Raw genomic sequence first — 15104 nt, 5'->3', positions numbered from 1 at the left:
CCCCTTCATTTGCCGGTAGACACTCTATCCGGAGATTGGGTGATGGATCCGACTATTTTCAAACGATCTATTGCTTGGATAATTCCTTTAACAGATAATCCTTGAGCCATATGCAGCTGAGGAATTGATCCCTGTTCCACAAAACCAGTATATCCAAGACGTTCAACGTTAACCCCTTGGATTCCTTCTTCTTCTAAAAGTTCAAGAATAGCGCTGCCCATACCACCTTTTAGGACATGGTCTTCAATTGTAACAAAATTTTCGGTTTTTCGGGCATAGGATAAGATCAATTCGCGATCAAGAGGATTAATAAAGCGCAAGTTGATTACCGCAGCCTCAATGCCTCTATGACGCAATTCTTGCGCAGCAGAAAGACAAATATTTACCATAGGGCCAATTCCAATCAACGTCACATCCTTGCCGTCTCGCAACACTTCTCCCTTGCCAATGGGAATCTCATGCAATGGTTCCGTTAGAGAAACACCTTGTCCCGCCGATCTTGGGTAACGCAAAGCAACCGGGCCATCATACTTCAAGGCCGTTAAAAGCATATGGCGCAATTCATCCTCATCCTTAGGAGCCATGAGAATGAGGTTAGGAATAATCCTCAAAAAGGAAATATCAAAAACGCCGTGATGTGTTGGCCCATCATCACCTACGACTCCTGCCCGATCAATAGCTAAGACAACGGGAGCATTTTGCAGACAAACATCATGGAGAACCTGATCATAGGCTCGCTGATAGAATGTCGAATAAATGGCAACGACTGGTTTAAGTCCTCCAAAAGCTAAGCCAGCGGCAAACGTTACAGCATGTTGTTCTGCAATTCCTACGTCAAAAAAACGTTCAGGAAACATTTCCGCAAAAGTCTTTAGACCCGTCCCACTCGGCATGGCTGCACTTATAGCCACAATTTCAGGGTCATCCTTCGCTAATCGACAGAGAGTATCCCCAAAAATTGCTGTATAGGTTGGCGGTGCAGATTTTTTTATAATCTTACCTGTTTCCGGATCAAAGGGAGCCACACCATGAAATACATCAGGGTTCTCTTCAGCAGGTTCAAATCCTTTTCCTTTGCAGGTTACAACATGAACAAGGACAGGGCCATTTTTATGCTTGGCCTGATCGAGAACTTCTTCTAATAAAGCCTGATCATGACCATCGATTGGGCCCAAATAGGTAAACCCTAATTCCTCAAAAAGCAAGCCGGGAACCAGCAAATATTTCAGGCTGTCTTTTGCTTTGGCAACCATTTTGGCAACTTTCGACCCGATTTTGGGAATACGTTTCAATAACTCCTCAATTTCTTCCTTGCGCTTGTCATAAAGAGGATCTGTTCTTAGACGGTTGAGATAGGAAGACATTGCTCCGACATTAGGTGAAATGGACATCTCATTGTCATTGAGAACGACAATAATATTTGTTTCATTATGGCCAGCATGATTTAAGGCCTCGTAAGCCATCCCGCCTGTCATAGCCCCATCTCCGATTACTGCGACCACATGATGATGTTCCCCCAGAATGTCGCGGGCCTTTGCAAAACCAACCGCTGCCGAGATAGAGGTACTGGAATGACCTGTTTCAAAGCAATCATGTACGCTTTCGGAGCGTTTGGGAAAACCAGAGATACCTTGATATTGACGTATCGTAGAAAATCGATCATAACGACCCGTTAATAATTTATGAACATAGGTTTGATGGCCGACATCCCAGACAATCTTGTCCTTAGGACTATCAAATACCCTATGCAATGCTATTGTCAATTCAACGACTCCAAGGTTAGGTGCTAAATGCCCGCCATTTTTAGAGATCACATCAATCATATGTTTCCGAATCTCTTGAGCCAGAGTGTTAAGCTCGGCCAAATCCAACGAGCCCAAATCATTTGGCTCATGGATTTTTTCGAGTAGTCCCATCCTTTTTGCCCCCTCGTTTATTCGCTCCGGTCAGATTCCAACCCGTAATTTGTTCGAAAGCAGCAATAACACTCCCGACCCAGGCAATAATTGTATTCGCTTCTTGGATAGCCAGAGTCTTACCTATTGCTTTACCGGTGACCGTGATTGACGCCACCAAAGCCAAGATAATCGTCGTTAACCAAATTTCTTTCGTTCCAAAATTCGGATATAACCGGACAATATCTATAACAATTGCTGCTGCCATCACTCCGCTTAAGGTTCCTGTAACATCCCCCACGACATCATTAGCCATATTGGCTACCAAGTCTGCATGCCGTACAAGAAACACCGCTTGGCGTGCACCCTGGACACGGTTGGCAGCTCTGGCATGATGAGGAGCTTCCTGAGCAGCGGTGGCAGCAATTCCTATAATATCAAAAACAATATGCACTCCAATTACGGTTAAAAGCAAGAAGGCTGCAACCCATAAGGATGAGGTTTTGCGCATTAATAACTCTGAACTGATCCCAACAGCGGCTGCAATAAGAAAGCTCCCAATGAAAACAAGGCTTAAATGCTTCAAGCTTTTACGTTTGCGAACTGCCAACGTTCCGTAAACCTCCTCAATATACGTCTGATCAGATTAAAAGCCCCACAATAATCCCTACGAGAACACCACCGAAGACCTCTAATGGCGTATGTCCGATTAATTCTTTTAAACGGTCTTGGGACAGATCTGACCCTTGGGACAATCGTTCGACCAGCTGATTAAGAACTTCTGCTTGCTTGCCGGCTGCTCGCCTGACTCCCGCAGCATCATATAATACAACCATACCATAAACAGCAGAGACCGCAAAAATAGGAGAATTCCAGCCATAATATTTCCCGATTCCCAAAGCTAAGGCACTGACCGTTGCAGAATGAGAACTTGGAAATCCTCCAGAACTCAATATAAGTTGAAGGTTGAATTTACCGGCCACAATTAAGTTTATAACAACTTTCAAAAGTTGGGCAATAAGCCAAGCCGTTACTGCAGAAACAAGTATCGCGTTATAAAAAATCCCTGGAAAAATGGGCATGGTAGCACCCTCTTTCAATGCTGGCGTTGTTCGATATAAACAGCAAGATCGCCAAGAAACTCTGCTCCGTTAGCCAATAGTTTTAAGGCAGATTGAGCTCTTTGAATTTGAGCATGCAGCTGGCGTTTCGCTTCCTCAAGGCCCAATATCGAGACGTAAGTTGCCTTCTCTTGACGTTGGTCACTGCCTGCGGGTTTACCAAGGGTCTCACTGTCTCCGGTTACATCTAAAATATCATCTTTTATTTGAAAGGCCAGCCCTAAAGCTTGAGCATAATTGGTTAAGGCCTCAATCTGCTCCTCAGTGCCTCCCGCTAATATACCGCCAAGACGTGCGGAGACCGTCAATAACGCACCCGTCTTCGCTTTATGTATTTCTTCGAGTTCCGCCAAAGAAAGTTTTTTTCCTTCGCCTGCAATATCTAAAACTTGTCCTCCCACCATACCGTTTTTTCCCGCTGCAACAGCCACTTCACGGATAACTCGAAGCTGCCTTTCGGGTTGACAGAGAACCGGATCGGCGAGAAATTCAAAGGCATAGGTTAACAATCCATCCCCTGCTAAAATTGCATTAGCCTCACCAAAAACCTTATGATTAGATAATCTTCCCCTTCTATAGTCATCATTATCCATTGCCGGTAAATCATCATGAATGAGAGAATACGTATGAATTAACTCCAGAGCTAAAGCGGCGGGTAAAATCTTTTCCGGATCTCCTCCCACTGCCTTCGCCGAAGCTAAAGCTAAAACTGGTCGGATACGTTTACCTCCTCCAACCAGAGAATAGGACATGCTTTCACTTAGTTTATCCTTGCCCCAGGGCATTTGCGCAAGATATTTCTCAATCATGGTTATATACAGTTGAAAAGTTTCCTGGAACACTACTCTCTCATCCTTTCACATCAAAACTGATGGTCTGAAACTGTAGTTGTCCATCAGGGTCTTCAAGTAAAACCTGCATTTGTTTCTCCGCCTGATTTAGCACCCTGGAACAATGTTGGACGAGAGCAACACCAACTTTAAAATAGTTCAAAGCGTTTTCTAAAGGAAGGTCTTTCTGTTCAAGGGCCTTAACAATGGATTCTAATCGTTCAAATCCAGTTTCCAAAGAAATAGCGTCTTTTTCTTCCGATATATCAAAATTGAGAAGCTCAAGGGAAGATTGAGAAAAGCCCTCTAGTTCTTCTTCTTTCATATTATTCAATCTCCTTCTCTGTTACCTTGCAGACCAGCCGTCCTTCACTTAGCTGAACGCGAATCTGTTCCAGTACCTCGACATTCGCAGCCGAACGAAGAAGTTTTCCTTCTTCATTATAGGCCAGAGAATATCCTCGGCCTAAGATCGCTAACGGACTTAGCAAATCCAATTTTGCTGCCAATAAATTTAGTATACCATTTTTATCATTGACAAATCTAGTCATGCCTTCCTGAAGACGCATGTGAAGGCTATCCAAACGCTGGCGATTCTGATCGATTCTCCAGAACGGATCCTTAAGCGGACCCTTATTAGCGATCCCCGCAAGCTGTTGGCGTTTGCGTTCAATTTGCGCTTCTAAGCCATTCTTCAAGCGAATCCGCAATTGCTCGACTTGCAGCTGTAAATCAACCAGTATGGGAACAGCGAGTTCAGCCGCCGCCGAGGGAGTTGGAGCTCTTAGATCTGCCACGTAATCAGATATAGTTACATCAGTCTCATGCCCAACTGCCGAGATAATGGGTATTCGGGAGGCCGCTATTGACCTTGCAACAATTTCCGTGTTGAAGGCCCACAATTCCTCGAGAGACCCGCCGCCTCGCCCGATAATAATAACGTCGACTGCTTCTGAACGGTTTAGCCGAGCAATTGCTTGGGCAATTTCTTGCGGCGCCAATTCACCTTGCACAGCAGCAGGTGCCAAAATCCATGAAAGGTTTGGATGACGACGCCCCATAACATTGAGTATATCTCGAATAACTGCTCCTGTTGGGCTTGTTACAATCCCAATACTGCGAGGATAAGCAGGAATCTTTTTTTTTCGCACCGGGTCAAATAATCCCTCTGCGGCCAGCTTTTTTTTAAGCTGCTCAAAGGCCAAGTAGAGTTGTCCAAGACCACTTGGTTCCATTTCCTCAACATAAAATTGTACCGTTCCCTCACGATCATAAATGCGCAAATTGCCGCGTACCAGAACTTTCAATCCATCTGACGGGGCAAAACGGACTCTTTCAGAACGGCTTTTAAACATAACTGCTTTTAGACTGGAAAACTCGTCCTTCAAGGTGAAATACCAATGCCCGGAGGCACGATGATTCTTAAAGTTCGAAAGCTCTCCGCTGATCCAACAATTTTGAAAATCTTTTTGTTCCTGAAGAACTTGACTGATTTGACCCACAAGTTCGGATACCGACCATATTTTGGGCACAACCTTCACCTCAAAATCATTATACCATTAGAAAAGTGGATCGAGTCAAGCTTTCCGGACCGCGCCCGGAAACAGCAGTTTAGTTCAAAACTGAAGGTATTCGTATTTATTGGGTTCTTACCATCAACAAAGTGGCCGTTGCAAAATCCATAAGCGCCCTTCTTAAAACAAAACCATGCATAAATAGTGGTTTAAATCATCCACTTCAATGCATGGTTTTGTTTAATTTCCTTACCCACCCATAAAATTCATTGCAAATCTTTATCGGCCAGCATAAGCATCAGATGTCGTGGATAAATCAATACCTATAGTGCCTTTGACTTATCTTCGCTACTAAAGTCTGCTTTGTACTACGGCAACAGTTTCTGCACAAATTGCGGCAGCCTGTTCAAATAACCGAGTCCGTTCGGCCTTGACCCGTTCTTGGTATCCCTGATCTTTTATCTGAGGCAGATTAATATCGACACTAAGCATCGCCGATTTAAGGGCGTTTTCCGCCAAATAAGCAGCGACCCCTACATCACTAATGGCTCCTTTATTCCCGATTGGCGCTAATTCTTGAGCTAATTGCAAAACTTTAAAACAATTTTGGGCAATTCCCAATGGTGTATCGGTAGCTGAAACCAAAACTTCCTGCAGCTTATTAGCCCTCATCGCTTTTTCTTCTTCAGTACCCTTTGGTAATTTTAATACCGCCATAAAATTTGAGAACTCGGCTATATCTTGACTGAGTCCTTTTTTTAAGAGGTCCAAAACCATTTCCGCCTGTGCCAAAATCTCTTTTACCTTTGGCTCAACCTCTTTATATTTCTCCTTGCCAATGGTCAGATTAGCTACCATACATGTCATAGAAGCAGCAAGGGCTCCAACATAGGCAGAAACGCTCCCTCCGCCCGGCGTTGGAGAAGAACTAGCAGATACCGTTAAAAAATCCTCTGTTGTCCATTGCCAGATTTGATTTGAGTCCACTATCGCTTACCTCCTTGTAAGACAATTCCTTTCAGAACATTGCGCATGATCAAAGCCGTTGTTAAAGAGCCAACTCCGCCGGGAACAGGAGAAATCAGGTCAGCTACCTCTTTGACAGCCTCAAAATCCACGTCTCCGCAAATTCCCTCCGGAGTTTCGTTAATTCCTGCGTCAACAACAATGGCACCTTGTTTAATCATATCTTTTTTAATTAATTTGGCACGTCCGACAGCAGCGATGACGATATCAGCCTGACGGGTGAAGGCCCCAAGATCAGGAGTTTTAGAATGGCAAATAGTTACCGTAGCGTTATGCTTTAGAATTAAGAATACTAAAGGCTTTCCAACCGTTTCTCCGCGGCCGACGATGACCACATGCTTGCCTGCAATTTGTACACCTGAACGGACAAGCAGTTCAATACAACTCTGAGGAGTAGCTGGGAACAGTCCTTCCTCACCGCTTAAAATGTAACCTCGATTAATCGGGTGAACCCCATCAACATCTTTATCCGGGCGAACTGCTGCCATGACTTTTTCTTTGGCAATACCTTTGGGAAGAGGAAGCTCAATCATTATCCCATGAACATTCTGATCTTGGTTAAGTTTTTCGATTTGAGCCAGAACTTCGGCTTCAGGCGTACTGCCAGGCATAACGAACAATTCGAAGGCCATGCCCAAACTTTCACTGACTTTTTGCTTTGACCGAGCATAAACTACGGATGCCGGATCATCTCCAACTAAGATTACAGCGAGCTTTGGTTGGATACCTTTCTCTTTCCACTGAACGATCTCCTCACGAATTTCTTCCTTCAGAACTTTTGCTACTGCTTTTCCATCTAGTAGTTGAGCCAATTGACACACTCCTCTCATAATTTGGGCTAGACCTTGCTCCGCACATCACAAGTTAATTCGAGCTTATTAGTTGTAATATTATAAAAAAACTGAAATTTTTCTGGCGAATTTAGGCTGAATTCGTTTGACAAACAAAATTCAGCCTAAATTTAGTATTATTTCGTTTTTAGATAAGCATCAATACCGGCAGCGGCCTTTTTACCGGCACCCATGGCCAGGATAACTGTCGCTGCTCCTGTAACAATGTCTCCGCCGGCGAAAACGCCAGGTTTCGAAGTCATTAGGGTTTCTGGATCTGCGACAATATTACCGCGTTTATTTAATTCTAATCCAGGCGTCGATGTCGTTACTAACGGATTAGGACCTTGTCCAATCGCTACGACGACAGTATCCATTTCGATTTCGAATTCTGAACCGGAAATAGGTACCGGAGCCCGCCGTCCGGATGCATCCGGTTCTCCCAGTTCATAACGTAAGCAAGTTAAACTTTTTACCCAGCTCCGTTCATCCCCTTCGATGGAAACAGGATTGGTCAAAAGACGGAATTGAATTCCTTCTTCCTCAGCATGTTCAAGTTCTTCTTTCCGAGCCGGCATTTCGTCACGTGAACGGCGGTAAATGATATAAACATTTTCAGCACCTAAACGCAGCGCGGTACGCGCTGAATCCATGGCCACGTTTCCAGCGCCGAGCACTGCCACATTTTTCCCAACCTTAACAGGGGTTGCATAGTCCGGGAATTTATATCCCTTCATTAAATTCGTTCTGGTCAGAAATTCATTGGCAGAATATACCCCATTAAGATTTTCTCCGGGGATATTCATAAAATAGGGAAGCCCGGCACCTGTGCCGATGAATACGGCATCATAGCCGTTTGCCATAAGTTCATCTACAGAAGTTACTTTTCCCACAACTTGATTGGTGAGAATTTCAACTCCCATTTGTTTCAAGGTATCAATTTCTGTTTGCACAATGTCTTTAGGAAGACGGAACTGAGGAATCCCATACATCAGAACGCCTCCGGCAACGTGCAGCGCTTCAAAAATCGTAACAGCATGTCCGGCTTTCGCTAAATCGCCGGCGCAGGCTAAACCTGACGGTCCAGCACCAATAATGGCAACTCGTTTTCCGCTCGGTTCAGCTTTTTCCATCTCAGCTTTCTTTGTTTTCATACCAAAGTCTGCTGCAAAACGCTCAAGACGTCCGATAGCCACAGGGTCCCCTTTTATGCCCAGAATACATTTACTCTCGCACTGGGATTCTTGTGGACAAACCCGGCCGCAGACAGCAGGTAAGGAATTCTTAATTTTCAAAACTTTAGAGGCTTCTTCAAAGTTTTCCTCAGCAATTTGTTTAATAAAATCCGGAATAAGAACTTCCACCGGGCAGCCAGTGCGGCATAACGGCTTTTTACATTGCAGGCAGCGCTGGGCTTCCTCGACAGCCATTTCTTTAGTATAGCCCAGAGCAACCTCTTCAAAGTTATGCGCTCTGACCTTTGAATCCTGGCAGGGCATTTCGTGACGGGGTATCTTGTTCGCAGCCATTAATGATGCCCTCCTTCGTGATGACATTCCAAACGAGCCTTAGCTCGATTTTCCTCGTCCTTGTAAAAGGCGAGACGTTTCATGGCCAAATCAAAATCAACCAAATGGCCATCAAACTCAGGACCGTCGACACAAGCGAATTTTGTCTCATTGCCAACACTGATACGGCAAGCACCGCACATACCAGTTCCATCAACCATAATTGGATTCATGCTGACAATAGTTTTTATACCTAAAGGCCGTGTATACTCTACAACCGCCTTCATCATTACCATTGGACCAATCGCCCAAATAGCAGCGACTTTGTGCCCTTCGCTTAACACTTTTGCTAAACCATCGGTCACAAACCCTTTTACGCCGGCACTGCCATCATTGGTGGCAATGACTACCTCATTGCTTACGGCGCGCATTTCTTCTTCCAAAATCAAGAGATCTGCACTCCTGGAACCCAAGACCGAAATCACATGATTGCCGGCATCCTTTAATCCCCGAGCAATGGGATGAATCGGAGCGATCCCTAGGCCTCCGCCGATACATACAACAGTACCGAAGTTTTCAATTTCGGAAGCAACTCCCAAGGGGCCGACAAAATCCTGGAACGCATCGCCTTCATTCATTGTTGTAATGATCGCCGAGGAGTATCCTACATCTTGAACGACAATAGTAATTGTTCCTTTTTCGCGATTAAAATCCATAACAGTCAGCGGAATTCGCTCGCCAACCTCATCAACCCGGACAATTACAAATTGCCCGGGCTCAACCTTAGCAGCTACAGCCGCAGCTTCAACTTCCAGCAAGGCTATACCTTGAGCCAAAAGTCTTTTTTTAACAATACGGTACATTTGACTCCTCCTCAATGTCCAGAGTAATTAACCCATATTTTTATATTTAATTGTTTATTCGATATCCTTGAGTCAATATCCTTCAAAAATAGCTGGATTAAACGTATATAAAAAAATCATTTATTAAAGTATTTAAACTCATAAAAAAATTAATACAACTAGTTTGACAATCCAGCATCAGTCGCTCTAGTATTTCCTTTCGCCACGCTGTCTACGATTCGATCAAGGATTCCGTTGACAAATTTCGCGGACTCTTCCCCTCCAAAGCGTTTGGCTAATTCTATAGCTTCATTAAGACTCACCCTGCCTGGTATATCGGATCGAAAAAGGATCTCACAGGTAGCTAGACGTATGACATTGCGGTCAACATTGGCCATCCTCCCAATTGCCCAGCCTTGAGCAAAGGAAGCAATGGTTTTATCAATCTCCTCTAAATGAGCAATTGTATCATCGACAAGTTCTTGGGCAAACGTTTTACTAATCTCCGGTACTTTGAATTCTTCCGCCCAACGCTCAACTTCTGCTGTAGTTTTCAGAGTTTCTTTTGTCAGGTCTTTTTGAAACAGCACCTGTAATGCCGTTTCACGAGCTAATCTACGGCTCAAGGATTATTCCTCCTACTACTTGTTTATTGTTTTTTCCAGCCAAGTCATAATATCCTGATGATCATCTTGGCGTTTGCCTATTATAAATCCCAGAATAACAAAAAATATGAGTACCATTGTGCGCCAAAAACCAAGAGTTACCATCAATAGTCCCAACGCAAAGCCACTAACAGTTCCAATAAATTTACCGGGATGATGTTCTAAGGCCCACATGACAAACCCAGAGATTTTCTCTCCTATGCCTTGCCAAAAATTACTCATCGAACACGTGCCGTGCGCGCTTTTTCTAAGCTCCGCACCAGCACTTTCACCTCTGTTACACTGATTCCGGTATATAGTTCGACATCCTCTTTTACTTTTTCTTTCAGCTCTTTAGACAGCTGAGGTATTAAAACTCCTTGCTCATATTGGCATGCTACCGTAATTTGAAGACCTGCTTCACGTTCTCTGAACTTTGATTGAACCTCCATAATACCAGTAAGCGCTTTCGCACTGCGGGCAATAATCTCTTCAAGTGCTTCCTGAGAAATTCGAACTTCTCCTCCGCTTGAAGGAGTTCGGAAGGTACGATTAGAGTTATCTTGCGGCCTAAGAAGCAGGAGCAATCCCCCTAAAAGTAAGAAAGCGGCTGCCGCTAAGCTCTCCCAGGGATTCCATTTAAGCCAATGGAGTCCCTGAAGCAATAACATATAAGGGAGTCCCCACCCAGTGGCCATGGCAACTATCCAAAATGCCCCCAGAACCATGAGAACTCCCAAAATAAAGCCTAACAAGTGTCGTCCTCCTTTCAGAAACCCCCCCTGGAATTCCAGGGGGGGCCTTTTTACTTCAGACGGAAGTCTTCTTCTTTACTTTCCGATACCGGTTTAAAGTTAACCCCTTGAACATGTACATTTGCTTCCACAACCCTAAGTCCTGTCATACTTTCAATGGCATCCTTAACGGCCTCTTGAACCTTATAAGCGACTTCCGGAATCGATACTCCATACTCCACAACAATAAAGAGATCTACGGCAACCTCGTGTTCGCCAACCTCGACTTTAACCCCTTTGGATAAATTTTTATTTCGTCCTAACATTTGCGCAAGGTCCCCTACAAAACCTCCGCTCATACCAACGACACCCTCAACCTCAGAAGCTGCTAAGCCAGCAATGACCTCCACAACTTCATCAGCGATACGGATGGACCCCAGGGAGTTCTCCGTTTCAAGACTTTCCACTATTTACACCTCCCGCTATAGATCAATATTCATATAAGTTTAAATCCGAGTTAGAGTTAACCCAAGACCGCGATAAAATCTGCTAAAACATAAAACCCAAGTATCCTCTAATCGTTGCTATTATAACAAATCAAGGGCATTCTGGCAAAGATTATGTTTGAATCTTTGAAAATGCCCTCAATTGAAAATCAATCATAAAATTTGCATCTGTACTTGTAAAATCTATTAACCTATTCTCCAAGAATACGGCGCTGAATAAAATTCGTATAAACTTCGCCGCGCCGATAAAAGGCGTTCTCTAAAACTTTTAAATGAAATGGTATGGTAGTATGAATTCCTTCAATTACAAATTCCTCAAGGGCACGTTTCATCCTCTGGATAGCTTCCTGTCTGGTAGCCCCCCAAACGATCAGTTTTCCAACCATAGAATCGTAGTAAGGGGAGACTGCATAACCTTGATAAGCAGCGCTGTCCACCCGGACTCCCGGCCCTCCGGGAGCATGATACAGTTTCAGAGTACCCGGTGAAGGCATGAAATTTTTGTCTGGATTCTCAGCATTAATTCGGCACTCAATGGCCCAGCCGCGAATTTCAATATCCGCCTGAGTATAGCCTAATGGTTCTCCTGTTGCTAAGCGGATTTGTTCTTTCACCAAATCAAGGCCTGTTACAAGTTCTGTGACCGGGTGCTCAACCTGGATCCTGGTGTTCATTTCGATAAAATAAAAATTACCATGGCGATCCAGCAAAAATTCAATGGTCCCGGCATTGGAGTAATTTGCCGATTTGGCAGCTTTCACAGCAACCGCACCCATTTTAGCCCGTAATTCAGGAGTTATGGCGCTGGACGGTGATTCTTCCAAGAGCTTCTGGTGACGGCGCTGCAGAGAGCAATCTCTTTCTCCCAGATGTACAACTTCACCATATTTATCCCCCAGGATTTGAATTTCAATATGCCTGGGTTCTTCAACATATTTTTCCAGATAAACATCAGAGTTGCCAAAAGCCGCCTGAGCCTCCGTTTGGGCAGCTTGAATTGCTTTACTCAGCTCCTTAACGTTCTGAGCAACTCGCATTCCTTTACCCCCGCCTCCTGCTGAGGCTTTTATTAAAACCGGATATCCGATACTTTCGGCAACAGTTTCGGCCATTCGCAGATCTTTAATAATGTCTTTTGACCCCGGAACAACCGGTACTCCTGAATCAATCATAGTTTTTCGGGCTATGGCCTTATCGCCCATCATCTCTATGGCTTGCGAGGATGGTCCAATAAAGGTTATTCCGCAAGACTCACAAATCTCGGCAAAACGAGCGTTTTCAGACAAAAAACCATAACCGGGATGAATCGCATCAACACCTGTTAATTCAGCCGCACTGATGATATTAGGAATATTCAAATAGCTTTTCGAGCTTGCAACCGGTCCCACGCACACCGCCTCATCTGCGGCCTTCACGTGTAAAGCTTCTCGATCTCCTTCAGAAAACACGGCGACAGTTTCAATATCCAGTTCATGACAGGCCCTAATGACACGAAGGGCAATTTCTCCTCGATTTGCAACCAGGATTTTTTTAAACATGCCTCTACTCCTTATTTTTCAATGATAAACAGTGGCTGACCATATTCAACCGGTTGCCCGTTCTCGACAAGAATTTCAAGTAACTTTCCTTCCACTTCCGATTCGATTTCATTCATCAGTTTCATAGCTTCAATAATACAAACAGGCTGACCGATGCTGATTTGCTGTCCTACTTCAACAAAAGGGGCTGCATCAGGTGCTGAAGCATGATAAAACGTTCCCACCATGGGAGCGGTTATGGTTTCAATATTTTCCTGCTTTGCTATATCCGAAGAAACAAGAGGTACTTCGCTGCTTACCTCAGCCTGGACATTGGGACTCACCGCAGCACTTGTTTTAACCTCCTGCCGGACAGGTGCAGCAACCGGGACACAAGATTGCGGGTTTACTCCCTTGCGAATAGCTATTTTTACACCATCACTTTCCAGATTTAACTCACTTATCTCCGTCTCGTCGATTATCTTAATTAATTCTTTAATTTCTTTCAAGTTCATTTTTAAATCCTCCTTAGATAATCCCGTCTTCCATAGTTCACTCGCAGCCTTTGTTTCTTTAGACACATTGGTGCCAGTTTGAATTTCCCTGTTAGGAAGAATGCCCTTTTTTCTATCTTCAAAAAACTTCTTGGCGATTTGAGGAAACATAGCAAAACTCATAACATCCTCCGGGGAATTGGCTAACCCTATACTATCCCGTTTGGCTTTCTCCATCCCCGGTTCTAGACTATCTGCCGGACGTACAGTCATAGGCTCCTCGTCACCAATGATTTTTTTCTGTATGTCAAGATTCATTGGAGCCGGCGGACGGCCATATTGGCCACGAACATAAGCCTTTACTTCACCAGGCACTAATTTATATCTTGCCCCGCTCAGAACATTTAATACAGCCTGAGTTCCAACAATTTGACTTGTAGGGGTAACCAGAGGCGGAAAGCCTAACTCTGCCCGAACCTTAGGAATTTCCTCCAACACGTCATGAATACGGTCAAGGGCCCTTTGCTCTTCCAATTGAGAGACCAAATTCGAGATCATTCCGCCAGGAACTTGATGTTCAAAAACCCGCATATCTGTAATTCGTGTGATCCCACGTTCAAAACCACGGCTTTTACGCAAAGCTTCGAAGTACTTCGAAATATGGAACAAATGTCTAAGATTTAAACCGCTGTCGTAGTCGGAATCTTGAAAAGCCCGAACTACTGTTTCCACAGGTGGCTGGCTTGCTCCAAAAGCTAATGGGACACTCGCCGTATCGATGACATCAACGCCGGCTTCTGCAGCCTTTAAATAAGCTCCGACAGCCATCCCGCCAATATAATGGCTGTGTAGATGAACCATAATTCCTAGCTTCTTTTTCAGGAGGGAAACTAACTCGTAAGCTTTAAAGGGCGTCAAAAGTCCAGCCATATCCTTTATACAGATGGAATCCGCACCCAGTTCCGCAAGGGCTGTGGCAGTTTCCAGATAATGATCAATGGTGTGTACAGGACTCATGGTATAAACAACAGATGCTTGTACATGAGCTCCTGCCTTTTTAGCCGCTTCCATGGGAACAACCATATTTCTTACGTCGTTAAGTGCATCAAAAATCCGAACAATATCAATGCCGTTTTTAACGCTGAGAGAGACAAACTCTCGTACCACATCATCAGGATAGTGTTGATAACCTACCAGGGACTGCCCCCTAAGCAGCATTTGTAAGGGAGTCTTACGAACGCGACGTTTAATCTCCCGCAGGCGTTCCCAAGGATCTTCACCTAGAAATCGCAGACAAACGTCAAAGGTTGCTCCTCCCCATACTTCCAAAGAAAAATACCCTGCCTCGTCCAGTTCTTCTAAAATCGGCAGCATATCCTCTGTACGCATACGAGTAGCCCAAAGGCTTTGATGAGCATCCCTTAGTGTCGTATCTGTAATTTTAATCGGTTTCACTGCCGTTGCCCCTCTCTCTTTTATCCCAGTCGAATTATAATAATAGAAAATATTTATGGCTGGATAAATTGTTTGTTATCTTGTTTAAGACGATACTTTACCTAAGTAAAACATATGTCTTATTATATGGGGCAATGTTGCTATTTTCAACGCAGGGAGGCAAAGTATATTGTATTTTACTTTTCTGC

At 44.2% G+C, this 15104-nt stretch carries 16 protein-coding genes; all 16 read right to left on the bottom strand.

The window, feature by feature from the left end:
* Positions 1 to 5: 5 nt before the first annotated feature.
* The 16 genes from dxs to accB all read right to left on the bottom strand — a co-directional run bounded on the left by dxs (position 6) and on the right by accB (position 14916).
* The gene (gene dxs / locus B5Y67_RS10600; RefSeq protein ID WP_088226406.1) at positions 6 to 1916 is read right to left on the bottom strand and encodes a 1-deoxy-D-xylulose-5-phosphate synthase; all 1911 of its coding nucleotides are present in this window, start codon (positions 1914 to 1916) and stop codon (positions 6 to 8) included.
* Complete coding sequence (locus tag B5Y67_RS10595; protein ID WP_088226405.1) at positions 1891 to 2505, bottom strand: hypothetical protein; 615 nt, start codon at positions 2503 to 2505, stop codon at positions 1891 to 1893. The genes dxs and B5Y67_RS10595 overlap by 26 nt, the downstream gene beginning before the upstream one ends.
* Before the next feature lie 31 nt (positions 2506 to 2536).
* Positions 2537 to 2977, bottom strand: coding sequence for a divergent PAP2 family protein (locus B5Y67_RS10590; protein WP_088226404.1), 441 nt, complete (start codon positions 2975 to 2977; stop codon positions 2537 to 2539).
* Between the two features lie 14 nt (positions 2978 to 2991).
* Positions 2992 to 3858, bottom strand: coding sequence for a polyprenyl synthetase family protein (locus tag B5Y67_RS10585; protein WP_170932661.1), 867 nt, complete (start codon positions 3856 to 3858; stop codon positions 2992 to 2994).
* Between the two features lie 7 nt (positions 3859 to 3865).
* Positions 3866 to 4171, bottom strand: a complete 306-nt coding sequence (gene xseB, locus B5Y67_RS10580) for an exodeoxyribonuclease VII small subunit (protein WP_088226403.1) — start codon at positions 4169 to 4171, stop codon at positions 3866 to 3868.
* Between the two features lies 1 nt (position 4172).
* Positions 4173 to 5378, bottom strand: coding sequence for an exodeoxyribonuclease VII large subunit (gene xseA / locus B5Y67_RS10575; RefSeq protein ID WP_088226402.1), 1206 nt, complete (start codon positions 5376 to 5378; stop codon positions 4173 to 4175).
* 333 nt (positions 5379 to 5711) lie between these two features.
* Positions 5712 to 6347: a cyclodeaminase/cyclohydrolase family protein gene (locus B5Y67_RS10570; protein WP_088226401.1), complete on the bottom strand. Its 636-nt coding sequence runs from the start codon at positions 6345 to 6347 to the stop codon at positions 5712 to 5714.
* Positions 6347 to 7198: a tetrahydrofolate dehydrogenase/cyclohydrolase catalytic domain-containing protein gene (locus B5Y67_RS10565; RefSeq protein ID WP_088226400.1), complete on the bottom strand. Its 852-nt coding sequence runs from the start codon at positions 7196 to 7198 to the stop codon at positions 6347 to 6349. Before B5Y67_RS10565 ends, B5Y67_RS10570 begins: the two co-directional genes overlap by 1 nt.
* 155 nt (positions 7199 to 7353) lie before the next feature.
* Complete coding sequence (gltA, locus tag B5Y67_RS10560) at positions 7354 to 8745, bottom strand: NADPH-dependent glutamate synthase (protein ID WP_088226399.1); 1392 nt, start codon at positions 8743 to 8745, stop codon at positions 7354 to 7356.
* A complete protein-coding gene (locus B5Y67_RS10555) occupies positions 8745 to 9587 on the bottom strand; it encodes a sulfide/dihydroorotate dehydrogenase-like FAD/NAD-binding protein (protein WP_088226398.1) in 843 nt (280 codons plus the stop codon). The genes gltA and B5Y67_RS10555 overlap by 1 nt, the downstream gene beginning before the upstream one ends.
* 158 nt (positions 9588 to 9745) lie before the next feature.
* Positions 9746 to 10192, bottom strand: coding sequence for a transcription antitermination factor NusB (gene nusB / locus B5Y67_RS10550; protein WP_088226397.1), 447 nt, complete (start codon positions 10190 to 10192; stop codon positions 9746 to 9748).
* Between the two features lie 15 nt (positions 10193 to 10207).
* Entirely contained in the window at positions 10208 to 10453 is a 246-nt protein-coding gene (locus B5Y67_RS10545) for a DUF2273 domain-containing protein (protein WP_088226396.1), read from the bottom strand.
* Positions 10450 to 10965, bottom strand: a complete 516-nt coding sequence (amaP, locus tag B5Y67_RS10540; RefSeq protein WP_088226395.1) for an alkaline shock response membrane anchor protein AmaP — start codon at positions 10963 to 10965, stop codon at positions 10450 to 10452. The genes B5Y67_RS10545 and amaP overlap by 4 nt, the downstream gene beginning before the upstream one ends.
* 50 nt (positions 10966 to 11015) lie before the next feature.
* Positions 11016 to 11411, bottom strand: a complete 396-nt coding sequence (locus B5Y67_RS10535) for an Asp23/Gls24 family envelope stress response protein (RefSeq protein WP_088226394.1) — start codon at positions 11409 to 11411, stop codon at positions 11016 to 11018.
* A gap of 230 nt (positions 11412 to 11641) precedes the next feature.
* Positions 11642 to 12988, bottom strand: a complete 1347-nt coding sequence (gene accC / locus B5Y67_RS10530) for an acetyl-CoA carboxylase biotin carboxylase subunit (protein ID WP_088226393.1) — start codon at positions 12986 to 12988, stop codon at positions 11642 to 11644.
* Positions 12989 to 12999: 11 nt separating this feature from the next.
* A complete protein-coding gene (gene accB, locus B5Y67_RS10525; protein ID WP_088226392.1) occupies positions 13000 to 14916 on the bottom strand; it encodes an acetyl-CoA carboxylase biotin carboxyl carrier protein in 1917 nt (638 codons plus the stop codon).
* Positions 14917 to 15104: the final 188 nt, after the last annotated feature.

The organism is Desulfosporosinus sp. FKB (genome assembly GCF_002196705.1).
GTDB lineage: Bacteria > Bacillota > Desulfitobacteriia > Desulfitobacteriales > Desulfitobacteriaceae > Desulfosporosinus.
The sequence above is the reverse complement of the archived record's forward strand: the minus strand, read 5'-3'. Positions and strand labels throughout refer to the sequence as shown.

Coding starts and splice junctions, on each gene's coding strand:
- B5Y67_RS10590 (WP_088226404.1), bottom strand. CDS start 2,977: ATGCCCATTTTTCCAGGGATTTTTTATAACGCGATACTTGTTTCTGCA.
- accC (WP_088226393.1), bottom strand. CDS start 12,988: ATGTTTAAAAAAATCCTGGTTGCAAATCGAGGAGAAATTGCCCTTCGT.
- xseB (WP_088226403.1), bottom strand. CDS start 4,171: ATGAAAGAAGAAGAACTAGAGGGCTTTTCTCAATCTTCCCTTGAGCTT.
- B5Y67_RS10555 (WP_088226398.1), bottom strand. CDS start 9,587: ATGTACCGTATTGTTAAAAAAAGACTTTTGGCTCAAGGTATAGCCTTG.
- B5Y67_RS10545 (WP_088226396.1), bottom strand. CDS start 10,453: ATGAGTAATTTTTGGCAAGGCATAGGAGAGAAAATCTCTGGGTTTGTC.
- dxs (WP_088226406.1), bottom strand. CDS start 1,916: ATGGGACTACTCGAAAAAATCCATGAGCCAAATGATTTGGGCTCGTTG.
- gltA (WP_088226399.1), bottom strand. CDS start 8,745: ATGGCTGCGAACAAGATACCCCGTCACGAAATGCCCTGCCAGGATTCA.